21 protein-coding genes are annotated in these 13,887 nt (G+C 46.6%); 16 read left to right on the forward strand and 5 right to left on the reverse strand.

Annotation, left to right across the window (positions count from 1 at the left end; all coding sequences use genetic code 11):
- The first annotated feature begins 269 nt into the window (after window positions 1-269).
- Window positions 270-1,034 carry a hypothetical protein gene (locus O9290_RS03765; protein ID WP_002760049.1) on the forward strand — a complete coding sequence of 255 codons (765 nt, stop codon included), beginning with the start codon at window positions 270-272 and terminating at the stop codon, window positions 1,032-1,034.
- A 233-nt stretch (window positions 1,035-1,267) separates the two neighbouring features.
- On the opposite strand, the gene glcD is transcribed toward O9290_RS03765, so the two are convergent.
- Window positions 1,268-2,734 carry a glycolate oxidase subunit GlcD gene (gene glcD / locus O9290_RS03770; RefSeq protein ID WP_288057497.1) on the reverse strand — a complete coding sequence of 489 codons (1,467 nt, stop codon included), beginning with the start codon at window positions 2,732-2,734 and terminating at the stop codon, window positions 1,268-1,270.
- A gap of 147 nt (window positions 2,735-2,881) precedes the next feature.
- The gene (locus O9290_RS03775; RefSeq protein WP_002760053.1) at window positions 2,882-3,433 is read right to left on the reverse strand and encodes a 2'-5' RNA ligase family protein; all 552 of its coding nucleotides are present in this window, start codon (window positions 3,431-3,433) and stop codon (window positions 2,882-2,884) included.
- A gap of 161 nt (window positions 3,434-3,594) precedes the next feature.
- Between O9290_RS03775 and O9290_RS03780 the strand changes: the two genes are divergently transcribed.
- The 11 genes from O9290_RS03780 (at window position 3,595) to rpmE (ending at window position 9,314) form a co-directional block, all read left to right on the forward strand.
- A complete protein-coding gene (locus O9290_RS03780; RefSeq protein ID WP_288025766.1) occupies window positions 3,595-3,861 on the forward strand; it encodes a YciI family protein in 267 nt (88 codons plus the stop codon).
- A 472-nt stretch (window positions 3,862-4,333) separates the two neighbouring features.
- The gene (gene infA, locus O9290_RS03785) at window positions 4,334-4,564 is read left to right on the forward strand and encodes a translation initiation factor IF-1 (protein WP_002737109.1); all 231 of its coding nucleotides are present in this window, start codon (window positions 4,334-4,336) and stop codon (window positions 4,562-4,564) included.
- Window positions 4,565-4,691: 127 nt separating this feature from the next.
- A complete protein-coding gene (gene rpmJ, locus O9290_RS03790) occupies window positions 4,692-4,805 on the forward strand; it encodes a 50S ribosomal protein L36 (RefSeq protein ID WP_012593611.1) in 114 nt (37 codons plus the stop codon).
- Between the two features lie 93 nt (window positions 4,806-4,898).
- Entirely contained in the window at window positions 4,899-5,282 is a 384-nt protein-coding gene (gene rpsM, locus O9290_RS03795; protein WP_002735415.1) for a 30S ribosomal protein S13, read from the forward strand.
- Between the two features lie 39 nt (window positions 5,283-5,321).
- Window positions 5,322-5,714 carry a 30S ribosomal protein S11 gene (rpsK, locus tag O9290_RS03800; RefSeq protein WP_002735413.1) on the forward strand — a complete coding sequence of 131 codons (393 nt, stop codon included), beginning with the start codon at window positions 5,322-5,324 and terminating at the stop codon, window positions 5,712-5,714.
- A 193-nt stretch (window positions 5,715-5,907) separates the two neighbouring features.
- Window positions 5,908-6,849 carry a DNA-directed RNA polymerase subunit alpha gene (locus O9290_RS03805; protein ID WP_002737965.1) on the forward strand — a complete coding sequence of 314 codons (942 nt, stop codon included), beginning with the start codon at window positions 5,908-5,910 and terminating at the stop codon, window positions 6,847-6,849.
- Window positions 6,850-6,870: 21 nt separating this feature from the next.
- Window positions 6,871-7,221, forward strand: coding sequence for a 50S ribosomal protein L17 (gene rplQ / locus O9290_RS03810; protein ID WP_002760055.1), 351 nt, complete (start codon window positions 6,871-6,873; stop codon window positions 7,219-7,221).
- A gap of 2 nt (window positions 7,222-7,223) precedes the next feature.
- Window positions 7,224-8,054, forward strand: coding sequence for a tRNA pseudouridine(38-40) synthase TruA (truA, locus tag O9290_RS03815; RefSeq protein WP_288056809.1), 831 nt, complete (start codon window positions 7,224-7,226; stop codon window positions 8,052-8,054).
- Window positions 8,055-8,187: 133 nt separating this feature from the next.
- Window positions 8,188-8,643 (forward strand): 50S ribosomal protein L13, encoded by a 456-nt coding sequence (gene rplM / locus O9290_RS03820; protein ID WP_002780818.1) that lies wholly within the window; start codon window positions 8,188-8,190, stop codon window positions 8,641-8,643.
- Window positions 8,644-8,647: 4 nt separating this feature from the next.
- Complete coding sequence (rpsI, locus tag O9290_RS03825) at window positions 8,648-9,061, forward strand: 30S ribosomal protein S9 (protein ID WP_002760057.1); 414 nt, start codon at window positions 8,648-8,650, stop codon at window positions 9,059-9,061.
- A 19-nt stretch (window positions 9,062-9,080) separates the two neighbouring features.
- The gene (gene rpmE, locus O9290_RS03830) at window positions 9,081-9,314 is read left to right on the forward strand and encodes a 50S ribosomal protein L31 (RefSeq protein ID WP_002760058.1); all 234 of its coding nucleotides are present in this window, start codon (window positions 9,081-9,083) and stop codon (window positions 9,312-9,314) included.
- 80 nt (window positions 9,315-9,394) lie between these two features.
- On the opposite strand, the gene O9290_RS03835 is transcribed toward rpmE, so the two are convergent.
- Window positions 9,395-9,562 carry a hypothetical protein gene (locus O9290_RS03835; RefSeq protein WP_288086727.1) on the reverse strand — a complete coding sequence of 56 codons (168 nt, stop codon included), beginning with the start codon at window positions 9,560-9,562 and terminating at the stop codon, window positions 9,395-9,397.
- A gap of 157 nt (window positions 9,563-9,719) precedes the next feature.
- Between O9290_RS03835 and O9290_RS03840 the strand changes: the two genes are divergently transcribed.
- Window positions 9,720-10,190, forward strand: a complete 471-nt coding sequence (locus tag O9290_RS03840) for a GNAT family N-acetyltransferase (RefSeq protein ID WP_002758109.1) — start codon at window positions 9,720-9,722, stop codon at window positions 10,188-10,190.
- Here O9290_RS03840 and O9290_RS03845 read toward each other — a convergent pair.
- Window positions 10,126-10,983, reverse strand: a complete 858-nt coding sequence (locus tag O9290_RS03845; protein ID WP_002758107.1) for a sensor histidine kinase — start codon at window positions 10,981-10,983, stop codon at window positions 10,126-10,128. The genes O9290_RS03840 and O9290_RS03845 overlap by 65 nt on opposite strands.
- Window positions 10,938-11,525 carry an L-threonylcarbamoyladenylate synthase gene (locus O9290_RS03850; protein WP_002758105.1) on the reverse strand — a complete coding sequence of 196 codons (588 nt, stop codon included), beginning with the start codon at window positions 11,523-11,525 and terminating at the stop codon, window positions 10,938-10,940. The genes O9290_RS03845 and O9290_RS03850 overlap by 46 nt, the downstream gene beginning before the upstream one ends.
- A gap of 193 nt (window positions 11,526-11,718) precedes the next feature.
- Here O9290_RS03850 and O9290_RS03855 point away from each other — a divergent pair, with 193 nt between their 5' ends.
- From O9290_RS03855 to O9290_RS03865, 3 genes are all read left to right on the forward strand, one after another.
- Complete coding sequence (locus O9290_RS03855; RefSeq protein ID WP_288055750.1) at window positions 11,719-12,246, forward strand: GIY-YIG nuclease family protein; 528 nt, start codon at window positions 11,719-11,721, stop codon at window positions 12,244-12,246.
- Between the two features lie 79 nt (window positions 12,247-12,325).
- Window positions 12,326-13,363 carry an anthranilate phosphoribosyltransferase gene (gene trpD, locus O9290_RS03860; RefSeq protein WP_288055752.1) on the forward strand — a complete coding sequence of 346 codons (1,038 nt, stop codon included), beginning with the start codon at window positions 12,326-12,328 and terminating at the stop codon, window positions 13,361-13,363.
- Between the two features lie 24 nt (window positions 13,364-13,387).
- On the forward strand, window positions 13,388-13,576 hold the full coding sequence (locus O9290_RS03865; RefSeq protein WP_071824994.1) for a hypothetical protein: 189 nt from the start codon (window positions 13,388-13,390) through the stop codon (window positions 13,574-13,576).
- Window positions 13,577-13,887: the final 311 nt, after the last annotated feature.

Raw genomic sequence — 13,887 nt, forward strand, 5'->3', positions numbered from 1 at the left:
CCCCCTTAATCCCCCCTTAATAAGGGGGGTGCCGATCCCCCCTTAATCCCCCCTTAATAAGGGGGGCATCTGATAATTTTTAACGCCTACCTACTTAAGTGGTTTCAATTAAATTGAAGATAGATTTTGTCTTTAGATCCCCCCTTAATCCCCCCTTAATAAGGGGGGTGCCGATCCCCCCTTAATCCCCCTTAATAAGGGGCGGATCTGAACAATTTTTAACCCCCACCTACTTAGAGACAAAACTTAAATATCCACGGAGAAAACCGATGATTACCACCACTGACAATAACTCCAATCAACCTCTGGCTAGTTTGCGGGAAATACAAGAACTTTCCATCGCAATTACAGCCAAAAGCCTCAATCCCGCCATGCTAACGGTTGATTTCCTCAAATATTCGGGAATAGTTCCCCCCGACTGGGAATTAAATGGCCAGCCGGTACTCAATCCTAATTACGCTCAAGTTAATTTTCAAAATGGTATCAGCATCGTCGCCCAACCCCGGACAATTACCTTTGTGGAGATAATTAACTCTCCCGATAGCCTGAAACTGAAACTGCCAGAAATTGTTGGTTTATATCTAGATAAACTCCCTTTAGCCGAATATCAAGCCCTGAGTATCGCCCCGAAAAGCATTGTTCCTCTCCCTAGTAGCCCCGATGCCGCTAAAAAATATATCACCGAAACTCTTCTCGCCCCCGGTCCTTGGCACAATTTCGGTATAGCCCCCCTACAAGCCAGCATCAATCTACTTTATCAGCTAGAAACCTCTCAGCTATCCGTGGCGATTAACGAGGCAAAATTACAATTACCCGATGGCAAAATTTTAGGGGCGCTATTATTTGCCGGTAACTTTAACTATAATCTGGCCGAGGGCAGCGATCGATTAAATCTGCTCAAACAATATCTGGGACAATGGCAAAAAGATCTAGAGATTTTCCGAGAATTAGTCACTCAACGCTTTCTGGAAAGACAACTCCCAGTTTTCGCCTCTAATATCAATCTGCCCCTAGGACCCCAAGGTGGACTGTAATCAGTCATCAGTCATCAGTCATCAGTCAGAAAAATCATTAAACCTCTTGCATAATTAATTTTTCATGGTTCAAAAACAGCAAAAATAAGGATTAAATGGCATAAAATTTGTAAATAGACCATTTAATTGATTGTTATTCATTCTTAATTCTCCTGACTACTGACTACTGGCTACTGACTCCTAACCCTAACAACGATTTTGATTTCTGCAAGAGGTCTATTACTGCCGATAACCTAAAACACATCCACCCCCGCAAACCCTTGTATTTTGGCATTAGCGGCTTCCCCACAGCTGCGCGGGGTGGGGAATAATTTCCCCGGGTTAGCCAAACCTTTGGGATTAAAGCAATCCCGCACATAGCCCATAGTTTCTAAGTCAATCTCGTTGAACATAGCGGGCATATAACAATTTTTATCGATGCCGATACCATGTTCCCCCGATAAACTGCCCCCAACCCGCACACAAAGTTTGAGAATTTCACCGCCTAACTCTTCCACTTCTTCCCAGGCACCCTCCACCTTATTATCGTAGAGAATTAACGGGTGTAAATTGCCATCCCCGGCGTGGAAAACATTGGCGATTTTATAACCGTATTTTTCACTTAAAGCCTTAATTTCCTGAAGAACATACACCAATTGAGTGCGGGGAATCACCCCATCTTGCACAAAATAATTAGGGCTAATTTTCCCCGCCGCCGCAAAGGCCGCTTTTCTGCCCTTCCAGAGTTTAAAGCGGGTTTCGGCATCATTAGCCGTGGTGATATTTCTCGCCCCATTTTGACGGCAAATCTCGGCAACCCGATGCTTATTCCTGGTTACTTCTACCCCTAAACCATCCAATTCCACTAATAAAACTGACTCGGCATCCCGGGGATAACAGCTGGTAGCCACCACGTCTTCCACGGCGTTGATACTGAGATTATCCATAATCTCCATCCCCGCCGGAATCATTCCCGATTTAATAATATCCGCCACCGCTTGGCCCGCCGCCTCGATACTGGTAAAATCAGCCAGTAAAACACAGATAGATTCCGGAGTTTTCAGAATCCTTAGGGTGATTTCCGTGGCGATGCCTAAAGTTCCCTCGGAACCCACAAATAAACCGGTTAAATCGTAGCCCGGTTGTTCCGGTACCGCACCCCCCACATCGATAATTGAACCGTCGGGAAGGACGATTTTTAAGCCCATAACGTGATTGGTAGTCACGCCGTATTTTAAACAGTGAACCCCGCCGGAATTTTCCGCCACATTACCACCGATCGAGCAGATAATTTGACTAGAGGGATCCGGTGCGTAATAAAATCCCGCCCCGCTTACTGCTTGCGTCACCCAATTATTAATCACCCCGGGCTGTACCACCACCCTTTGATTATCTAAATCAACCCTGAGAATCTGATTCATCCGCGCCGTAACGATGAGAATCCCCTCTTCTAAGGGTAACGCCCCTCCCGATAAGCCCGTTCCTGCACCCCTTGCTACCCAGGCAATCTCGTTATCGTGACAGAGTTTCACCACCGCCGCAATTTCTGCGGTGCTGCGAGGCAACACCACAAGAGCGGGTCTTTGTCTGTATCCTGTGATACCATCGCACTCGTAGGTTAATAATTCATCTTTGCGACGGATGACTCCATCTTTACCAAGGATCGTTTCTAGCTGTTTAATCAGATTGGGGGAGATTTTCGGGGGATTTTTGAGTAACATAGGTTTCAGAGCGGCGGAGTCGCCATAAAATCGCTCTATAGGTTAAAATTTCGCAAAAAAGTCAGAAATGAAGCTTTAAAAACTGCTCTCTCCTATTTTACCACTATAACTCCCTCCTCTGTAGATAGAAACCTGCAAGGGTCTGGATTATAGAGAAAATTGCCGATAAATTTCCCAGTGCTTACCGTTATGAATTAGGAGGGTAATTTCATCGATCATCACCTCAAAAAATAGCTCTTGATTAGCATATTTTGACCAAGCTTTCCAGAAATTATCTTTAGTTAAATCTCGGAAGCCAACGGTTAAATGGGGCGAAAAAGCTCGGCTTTTTGAGACATTATCAATGATATTCAGGGAAGATTCTAGCTGCTGTAAAAGCCGTTTTTGCAGGGTTAATAATTCTGGCGTTTTCTGGACATTAATATAAATGACTCGCGGTTTAAAGGCGGCAAAATTCTGGAGAATTAGGGGAATAGGAGCGTGCAAGCGGGCAAATTCCTCTAAACATCTTTCTAAATCCGGTAATTGTTCTAAATTCCACCGGAAAGGGGGTTGGAGAGTGACGTGGGGAGGCGATTTCAGGGCAGCGCGACTATTGTAAATTTCTGCAAACTCTAACTTGATTTTTGTGGCAATTTCCTGTACTTCTGGCGGCGGCAAAAGCGCGATAAAAAATAGAGATCCCTGGGGTTGATTCATGGAAACAAGCAAAGCTACAGAAATGAAGCTGTCACCTCGATTCTAGCAGTCTTCCACAACTCTAAGCTAATTGTATAGCTCTGTTACATGGCACCCTCGACGGCCAAGATTAATCGGTATAATTATATGATTGTTGATCCGTCCTAGCCTACTGAGAATTTATGCCCTGGTTTGTCAAGATAGAAAAAGGCATTGTTGATAAAACTACCTTCGATCGCTATGTCAGCGCCCATAAGGACTATGTGCGTGATTTAATTAGCCAAGGACGAGCAGCAAAAAGTGGTTATTGGGCAGAAAGGGGCGGCGGAATGTTATTATTTAAGGCCGATTCTCTTGAGGAGGCTCAGGCAATTATAGTTCGCGATCCTTTAATCGAGAATGGTTGTGTGGAATACGAACTCCATGAATGGCGAATTGTCGTCGAGTAATCTAGCTTTTCAGTGAACAGTGAACAGTAATCAGTAATCAGTGAAAAGACAGCAATGTTAAGCTGTTGATTATCTAAATATTACTCCTTAATACTGCCTAGTAGTGGGGAGATGGGGGTGGAGACTGGAGTCAGGAGACCACTTCGTGCGCGTTGCGGGGGGAGAGGGAAGATGGGGCGCTTTTTTGCTGTGAACTGAAAACTCACATCTGATCACTGATCACTGATAAGCTATACTGGGGGAACTGTGGTGACAGCAGGGTTGCTGCTGCCGAATCGGCTCTCCTACTAGGTTCTGTGTGATAAGTTTAACTTACTATATGATCGATCAATCTTTGTGTCCTTTGTGTCTTTGTGGTTCGTTCCACCCCCCCGCTGGGAGGAATGTATCTTAGAATACATTTTAACCACCAAACCCAAGAGAGCTCCGAATCATTAAATAAATTGTCCCCAGTAAATTTGAGGAATTAACTTTGTCTAAACAAGATCTCATCGAAATGGAAGGAACCGTCACCGAATCTTTGCCCAACGCCATGTTTAGGGTGGATTTAGATAACGGTTTCAACGTCTTAGCCCATATATCTGGCAAAATCCGACGTAATTATATCAAAATCCTCCCCGGCGATCGAGTCAAAGTGGAACTGACCCCCTACGACCTAACCAAAGGAAGAATTACCTATCGCCTGAAAAATCAGAAAAAATAGCGATAAAGAGGGGCAGAGAAGCCAAAAAGCCTAATAAGCAGCCAAATTTATTTTAAAAAAATAGGTGACACGAGTAAAAGAAATCTGATATAATAATAAGCTTGCAGTGTTGCCAGAATAGTTAGGCATGAAAGTTAGAGCGTCTGTCAAAAAAATGTGCGAAAAGTGCCGCGTCATCCGTCGGCGCGGTCGGGTCATGGTAATTTGTTCTAACCCCAAACACAAGCAGAGACAAGGTTAAACCACCAAAGTCACTGTCTTGGGGCAGAGAATCGTTACCGTTAATTGTAGTCGTTTTTGGAAAAAAAATCGTTCATAGGGAGAAAGAAAAAGCGTGGCAAGGATAGCTGGTGTAGACCTACCTCGCGATAAGCGTGTGGAAATCGCCCTGACCTACCTCTACGGAGTGGGTCTATCGCGTTCCCAAGAAGTCTTATCCGCGACGGGTGTTAACCCTGACACTCGGGTCAAGGATCTCAGCGATGAAGACGTGGCGGCGCTACGGACTTATATCGAGACAAATTATCAAATCGAGGGGGATTTGAGACGCTGGGAGGCGATGAACATCAAACGCCTCGCCGATATCGGCACCTATCGAGGTCGTCGGCATCGGCTAGGATTACCCGTGCGCGGGCAACGGACGCGAACCAATGCGCGGACCCGTCGCGGTCGTCGGGTGACAGTGGCAGGGAAGAAAAAAGCCCCCTCCAAGAAATAATTTTTTATTCATTGCGATATCCCCCAATCAAGAAAAACTATGGCGCGACCAACCAAAAAAACCGGACCGAAAAAACAGAAGAAAAATATTCCTACCGGAGTCGCTCACATTCAATCGACCTTCAACAATACCATTGTCACGATCGCCGATACCAAAGGCGATGTGATCTCTTGGGCATCGGCGGGATCGAGTGGTTTTAAAGGAGCCAAAAAAGGAACCCCCTTCGCCGCCCAAACCGCCGCCGATAACGCTGCCCGCCGAGCGATCGAACAGGGAATGCGTCAACTAGAAGTGATGGTTAGTGGCCCCGGGGCAGGACGGGAAACCGCAATCCGGGCCCTGCAAGGAGCAGGATTAGAAATCACCCTGATCCGGGACGTGACTCCCATCCCCCACAATGGTTGTCGTCCTCCCAAACGCCGGAGAGTGTAAACAGTGAACAGCTTTTTCAGGTGACAGGGATCTTGAGGCCGACAGCCGTTAGCTTTGAGCGCATCAGCAGCAGAATCCGGTCGTCAAAGACCATCTGCTCAAAAAGCTAAACGCCGAACGCTAAACGCTGAAAGCCAAAGAAAACTGATAACTGATAACTGATAACTGAAAACTGAACAAGGGAGGTCAATCGGTGGCGCAATTTCAAATCGAGTGTGTAGAAGCAAAAACTTACAAGAATCAGAGTCAGTACAGTAAATTCGTACTAGAACCTCTAGAAAGAGGCCAGGGTACAACCGTAGGTAATGCCCTGAGACGGATTCTCATTTCCAATCTGGAAGGAGCGGCCGTGACGGCCCTGCGGATCGCGGGAGTCAATCACGAATTTGCCACCGTCGAGGGGGTACGCGAGGACGTGATGGAACTCATGCTCAACATGAAAGAAATCATCCTCAAAAGCTACACCAATCAAACCCAGATCGGGCGTTTAGTGGCAACTGGACCAGCGACAGTAGTGGCGGCACAATTCGATTTACCCTCAGAAATCGAGATAGTTGATCGCAATCAGTACGTCGCTACCCTGGCCGAAGGGGCCAAGCTAGAGATGGAATTTCGCGTGGAAAAAGGCAAAGGCTACCGGGCGATTGATCGCAGTAAAGAAGAAGCCACTTCGCTGGACTTTCTGCAAATCGACTCGATTTTTATGCCCGTAACCAAAGTCAACTACAGCGTCGAAGATATCCGTTCCGAAAGCGGTCAAGCTAGAGATCGTCTGCTCTTAGAAATTTGGACAAACGGGAGCATTAACCCCAAAGAAGCCCTTTCCCAAGCGGCCGATATGCTGGTCAATCTCTTTAACCCGCTCAAGGATCTCAACGCCCTCGAATCCTCCGGTAACTTTGACGACCAAGAGATCAACCAAGAAAACCAAATTCCGATCGAGGAACTACAATTATCCGTGCGCGCCTACAATTGCCTGAAGCGAGCGCAGATCAACACCGTAGCCGACCTCCTCGATTACAGCCAAGAAGATCTCTTAGAAATCAAAAACTTTGGGCAGAAATCGGCTGAAGAAGTCATTGAAGCCCTACAAAAACGGTTAGGCATCACCCTACCCCAAGAAAAAAGCAAGTAAACCCAATTCCAGGAAAATACCATGAGACATCGGTGTAAAGTGCCTCAATTGGGTCTACCAGCTGACCAAAGAAAGGCACTGCTGCGCAGCTTGGCCACCCAGCTAATTCTACATGGTCAGATCACCACCACCCTAGCGAAAGCGAAAGCGGTGCGAGCAGAGGTAGACCACATTATCACCCTAGCTAAAGACGGTTCCCTGAGCGCCCGTCGCCAAGCCATGGGCTACATCTACGACAAACAACTGGTTCACGCCCTCTTTGAAGGCGCCCAGGCCCGTTATGGCAACCGTAACGGCGGTTATACCAGGGTAGTGCGTACCCTGCGCCGTCGCGGGGATAATGCCCCCATGGCGATTATCGAACTGATGTAACGATGACAGCTTGCCACCAGTCGCGGATCGCCCTAGTTATCCAGTATGTGGGAACTAATTTCCACGGCTGGCAACGGCAACCCCATCACAGGAGCGTGCAGGAAGAAATCGAGAAGGCTCTGGCCGATATTCTCGGTCATGCTGTCACTCTGCACGGGGCCGGACGTACCGATAGCGGTGTTCACGCCGCCGCCCAAGTTGCCCATTTCGATCAGCAGAGTCCGATCCCACCTTGCCATTGGGCTAAGGTTCTCAATGCTCGGCTAGATGACGATATCGTCATCCGGGCCTCAGCCCGGGTTCCCGATCGCTGGCACGCCCGTTTCTCGGCCCTCTGGCGACGTTATCGTTACACCCTCTATACCGACCCCATCCCCAATCTCTTTGTTAGCCCCTTTAGTTGGCACTACTACCATCGTCCCCTCGATGCCGATTTGATGGCCAGGGCCTTACGGCCCCTATTGGGCAAGCACCATCTGGCCGCCTTTCACCGTGCTAACTCTAGTCGCGACCATTCTTGGGTAGAAGTGCAGGGGGTGGAATGCTACCGTCAAGGGCCGTTTGTACAGATGGAAATTCAAGCCAATGGCTTTTTGTACGGGATGGTGCGCCTATTGGTGGGAATGTTGGTGGAGGTGGGAACTGGTGAGCGATCGCTAGAAAACTTTACCGACATCTGGGTCAATCAGCGCCGAGAATTGGTCAAATACGCCGCACCAGCTAAAGGACTATGTTTACTGCGGGTGGGTTACGCCGATTTTCCCTTTGCCGATAGCGTCTGGTTCGAGACTCAGCCTCTTTATTATTTCCGAGCAGAGGGGATAGGGGAATAGGGACATGGGGGAATAGGGAGATAGGGAAATGGGGAAATTTCAACTAAAACCCTAAAACCCTAAAACCCTAACCCCCCAACACCCAGGTGGGCAATAAAAAAAATTAATTTTTGTAAAGCAAGGCAAACTGACCATGAACAAAACACCTCTACCAAATTTAGAGACTCTAGAGCAGAAATGGTACGTCATTGATGCGGCCGATCAGCGTCTAGGTCGTCTGGCCACCGAGATCGCTATGATTCTACGGGGCAAAAATAAAGCCACCTTCACCCCCCATCTGGATACGGGGGATTTTGTCATTGTTATTAACGCTGAAAAAGTGACGGTGACGGGCAAAAAACGCCAACAGAAAGTTTATCGCCGCGACTCCGGCAGACCGGGTGGTATGAAGGTAGAAACCTTCGATAAACTGCAAAAACGCATTCCTGAACGGATTATCGAACACGCTGTTAAGGGAATGCTCCCGAAAAATAGCTTAGGTCGGAAATTGTTCACGAAACTGAAAGTTTATGCCGGTGCGGAACATCCCCATCAGGCACAACAACCGGAAGTTTTAGCGATTAATACGATTCCCGCAGGAGGAAATTAAGTCAATGCAAGCCACGGACAGTAAAAATAAGGTAGTTTATTGGGGAACGGGACGACGCAAATCGGCGGTCGCTGCCGTGCGTCTCGTGCCGGGGACGGGGGCAATTACCGTTAACGGTCGCGATGGAGAAACCCATTTTAACCGCATTCCCACCTATATCCAGACGATTAAAGCTCCTCTGGAGACTTTGGGACTGGAAAACGAGTATGATATCATCGTTAAGGCCGAGGGCGGTGGTTTGACCGGCCAAGCGGACGCGGTGAAATTGGGTGTCGCTAGAGCTTTATGTCAATTGGCCCCGGAAAATCGTCCTCCCCTCAAGAGTGAAGGTTATCTGACTCGGGATCCCCGGGCGAAGGAACGGAAAAAATACGGTCTTCACAAAGCGCGCAAAGCGCCTCAATACTCGAAACGTTAGGTTAATAGAGAGGTTTATTATGCCGAAAAAAATTCATCCTACTTGGTATCCGGAAGCCAAGGTGATCTGTAATGGTGAACTGGTGATGACGGTGGGTTCGACAAAACCAGAAATTCATGTGGAGGTTTGGTCCGGTAATCATCCTTTTTATACGGGAACCCAGAAGATGATCGATACCGAGGGCCGGGTCGATCGCTTCTTGCGTAAGTACAAAATGGGCGATAAGTCAAGCAAAAAGGCCGATCAGAAATAATTCTTTACTTTTGCCTTTTTGACCCGGTGGGGAGATTTTCCCACCGGGTTTTTTGCTATTTTTAGGCTGGTAGGGTCATACTAAATCCTGTTTAAAAAGTATAGGATAGTGGGGTGTGGGGTGTGGGGTGTGGGGTGTGGGGTGTAGGGTGTAGGGTGTGGGGTGTAGGGTGTGGGGTGTGGGGTGTGGGGTGTGGGAAGAATAAATAAAAATAATCTCCTGACGACCGACGACCGACTCCCGATCACTGATTAATAACTTGTCAAGAAATCACGATAAATCAACTAGAGATTATCTGAGGCATTGAGTATAATCAAACACATAGATTAGGGGAAATTGCTCATAAATCAGTCCGATCGAGCGTGAATCCTCTTTTATTTTTTAGTCTTAGACTAAGGAAATATCATGGTTGATTGTAGTCAGATTCAGTTTGACGAGGATAAAAGCAAGATAGATCTATCGCAACTACGAGAATTATTTAATTTAACCGCATTTTGGGCAATCGATCGCCGTTTAGAAGATTTAGAAACCGCAATTGACTATAGTGATCCGGTGGTGACGGTGTGGAATGAGCGGCAATTAATTGGTTTTGCTCGCGCCATTTCTGACGGCATTTATCGGGCAACTATTTGGGATGTGATTGTTCATCCCGATTATCAGGGAGCGGGTTTAGGGCGTAAATTAGTAGAAACAGTCTTGGCCCATCCCCGAATAAATCGGGTGGAAAGAGTCTATTTGATGACTACTAATCAAGAAAATTTTTACCGGCGCATTGGTTTCCAAAGCAACGCCACCACGACGATGGTATTATTTAATCGTTATCCCGAGGAGTTTTCCTATCCGGCGATCGAGGTAAAGAAAAAACGATCCGTGTGAGCTTGTCCTGACTATTGTTATCGATTTGATCTAAGCTCATTTCCCCCCCCGAGACTTCGATAATGCCTTTCGCTAACTGAAATTTAAGACCGGGAGAAAGACCGAGAGCTTGAGTAAATTGTTTTACTTCTTCTGGCTTTGATTCTAAACTCAAAGGGGAAATTTCTGGCATTTGCCAGAGAGCGATTTCCCCCGGAAATTCTAGGGTAATAGTGACTTTTTTCTCGCCAAGGGCGCTTACCGATATACAAATAGAGCCACTCGTTAAGTTGGCGATCACTGCATCGACGAGAAGGACAAGAGCGGAGGATAAACGCTGATAATCGGCAATAATAGCAATCTCATCGGTTAAAGGGCTAAATTTAAGCTTAATATGGCGATTAGCTGCCTGTAAATAAGTTAGACTTGCCCAATCTTGCCAGAGTTTAGTTAAAGAAAAAATTTCTTGATCGAGAGGTATAGTACCAGACTCTAGTTTGGAGAGATTAATCATCTCATCGAGCATTGCCATCAGTTTACAGCCCGCCAGTTGCCCCTGGGCGATAAATTCCCTTTCCTCGGCCGGACTTTCACAAAGATCGGCGAGAATCAGTTGATGGAGACTGATCATACTGCTCAATGGCGATCGCAATTCGTGGGCAACCCGTCCCAAAAAACTGCTTTTGAGGTGATTAATTGCCACGGCCATCTGATAAGCGAGGCGAGTTTGCTGTAATTCCCGTTTTAAAGCGTCAATATCGTCCATATTTACAGAAAAACTGCCCCTTGTCGTAAGATATCCCATCCTTGACATTGCCAACGCGCGACGGTGGAGGGTTGTCCACTATTGATTATTCCCCATGCTTGCCTTTCTGTGGGCGCTAACACCGTCACCGAGGGAAAAGTAGTCATAATCGCTTCTGGAGTCAATAAAGGCTCTTGTCCTGACAGATTAGCACTTGTGGTCGCTAAAACACCAGTTCGACCGAGAATTTCTCTGGCGATCGCATGAGCGGGAACTCGGATACCAATCGTGCTAGGATTTTTAGGGTTAAGAACTTTTGGTACTTTTTCAGAAGCGGGTAAAACCAAAGTTAGGGAGCCGGGCCAGTATTTTTCGGTCATTTGCCGCCAAATTTCCCTTTCTTCCTGATTTCCCTCGACATAATCCCATAAATCTGCTGCTGAGGCCGCCATGAGAATTAAGGGTTTATCAAAAGTCCGTTTTTTAGCGGCAAAAATTAAGGCAGCATAGGGGGGAGAAACTGCTAAAGCGGGAACTGTATCCGTGGGAAAAGAAACCACTTGACCACTTAGGGCCGCGTGAACAATTTCGTTAAGAGAAGCAGTAGGCATTGAGAATTGAGCATTTTTGGGGACTAATTTAGCCTAAAACTTTTTGGTACAATTTTAAACGGGTAGGGTTGATTCATGAATCAACCCTACCTTGAATCAACCCTACCTTGAATCAACCCTACTTGATCAGCGGGGTATCTGAAAGTTTTTAACACCTACCTACTTATCTCCAACCAATTAGCGACGATTAATTATGAATGAGTCTGATACTTTGGCTAATCTCGAACAATTAGAATATATTCCCTACCTAGATACCACGGGTAATATCTGTGCTGATTTCCAGGGAAAAATCGGGGTTTATGCCATTTTTGATCGAGAACAAGTCTTAGAGTTTGTCGGCTATTCTCGTGATATTTATCTCAGTTTAAAACAACATCTTGCCCGACAGCCCCAAGCTTGTTATTGGCTAAAAATACAGTTGATTGATCGTCCTAATCGGACTATTCTCGAATCGATTAAACAAGCTTGGCTAAGAGAAAGTCAGGCAGTCATCGGCAATGAAAAACTCTGGACAGAACCAATTGATGCTAAATTAGTCATGACTGACACAGAAAAAGAATTTTATCAAAGTGCTGACGAATTGGGGCAAATCAAGTTATTAAAACAGGTATCCAGACGAGTAGAAAACGATATTTTATCAACCCTAGAAAAACGGGGAGTACAGATGGAAATTCGTTTTAATCCCAAGTTAAAAGAACAGGGTTTGCTCGATTTAAAGTAAAAATTACTAGGAGCGATCGATTCTCCAGACAAACCGCTATGATAATATATCGCCCCCTCCCGACAGCAATGGAACAGCGATGACCACTCCAGACTGGCCAAACCTACTGCAGCAACTACTCGATCGAAAATCCCTTTCCCTTAACCAAGCTGAAGAATTAATGACCGGATGGTTAAACGGCCAGATTCCGGAAGTTTTATCGGGGGCGATTTTAGCGGCTTTGCAAGCAAAAGGAGTCTCGGCCGCCGAATTAGCGGGAATGGCCACAGTTTTACGGCAACAATCTCGCTTAGAAGACCCTAAACCCCATACTACTCCCGTTATCGATACCTGTGGCACCGGCGGTGACGGGGCCTCAACCTTTAATATTTCCACTGCCGTGGCTTTTGTGGCGGCCGCCGGGGGTGTAAAAGTGGCTAAACACGGCAATCGCTCGGCCTCCAGTAAAGTCGGTTCGGCCGATGTTTTAGAATATCTTGGGGTTAATTTGAGCGCCCCTAGCGAGAAAGTAGCGGCGGCTTTAGATGGGGTGGGAGTGACCTTTCTTTTTGCCCCCGGTTGGCATCCAGCCCTGAAAAGTGTGGCTAATCTCCGCAAAACCCTGAAAGTTCGCACGGTTTTTAATCTTCTGGGCCCTCTAGTTAATCCTCTCCGTCCCACAGGTCAAGTTATCGGGGTTTATGACCGGCAATTTCTCACCCCCATGGCCACGGCTTTAGCACAAATGGGAACCCCAAAGGCGATTATTGTTCACGGCCGGGAAAAACTCGACGAGGTGGGGTTAGGAGAGCTGACCGATATGGCTTTATTAAATAATGGCGAGGTGATTTCTGCGGCGATCGATCCCTTGTCAATTGCTATCCCCAGAGCCAGTTTAAATGCCCTTAAAGGCGGGGAAGTACCAGAAAATGCCGAAATCCTCAAAAATGTCCTGCAAGGGGGTGGAACGCCGGCTCAACGGGATGCTGTGGCGATTAATGCCTCTCTTGCCCTACAGGTGGCAGAAAAGGTCACTTTTGGCGACCATGCTGCCGGTTTCGCCCTCGCTCGCGACATTTTAGCCAGTGGGTTAGCTTGGCAAAAATTAGAGGAGTTGGTTAAGTTTCTCGCCGCCTAGGACAATTCACAGGGGGCAGTCTCGATGAAAAAATTTTCACCCCCACAGATGAAAGAGGTTTTCTTCCCCACACCCCACACCCCACACCCCACACCCTCTTTCAAGTCAGGAGACTCCGAGACAGGAGATTGCTTTTATTTATTCTCCCTATCTCCCCACTTCCCCACTTCCCCACTCCCCCACTCTGCAATAATTACTCGCAGCCAGAAATAGGTTGGGCGTATCATACTTTGTGCTTTTTGTCAAAAAAACTTTTTTTTTGCAATAAAACTACACAAAAAAAAGATCATCGTTGTGGGTGAAATTGACTGATTTACCCGCTTCAATTAGGATACCCTTCTAGGTGTGGCAAGGGTTTCAACCCTTGCTGCCCAAAAAAGCACAGAATAACCCATTATGAAATTCAGTAAAATCGCTGTAACTATGATAACATCGTTGTTAAATAAAAATCTTTCTCAATTAATTCTTAAGAATTTATAAATATTGCGGAATGTTAATTTAAATATTCTCAAGTTTTTGCAGTC

The organism is Microcystis sp. LE19-41.2A (assembly GCF_027530405.1).
Lineage (GTDB): Bacteria > Cyanobacteriota > Cyanobacteriia > Cyanobacteriales > Microcystaceae > Microcystis > Microcystis aeruginosa.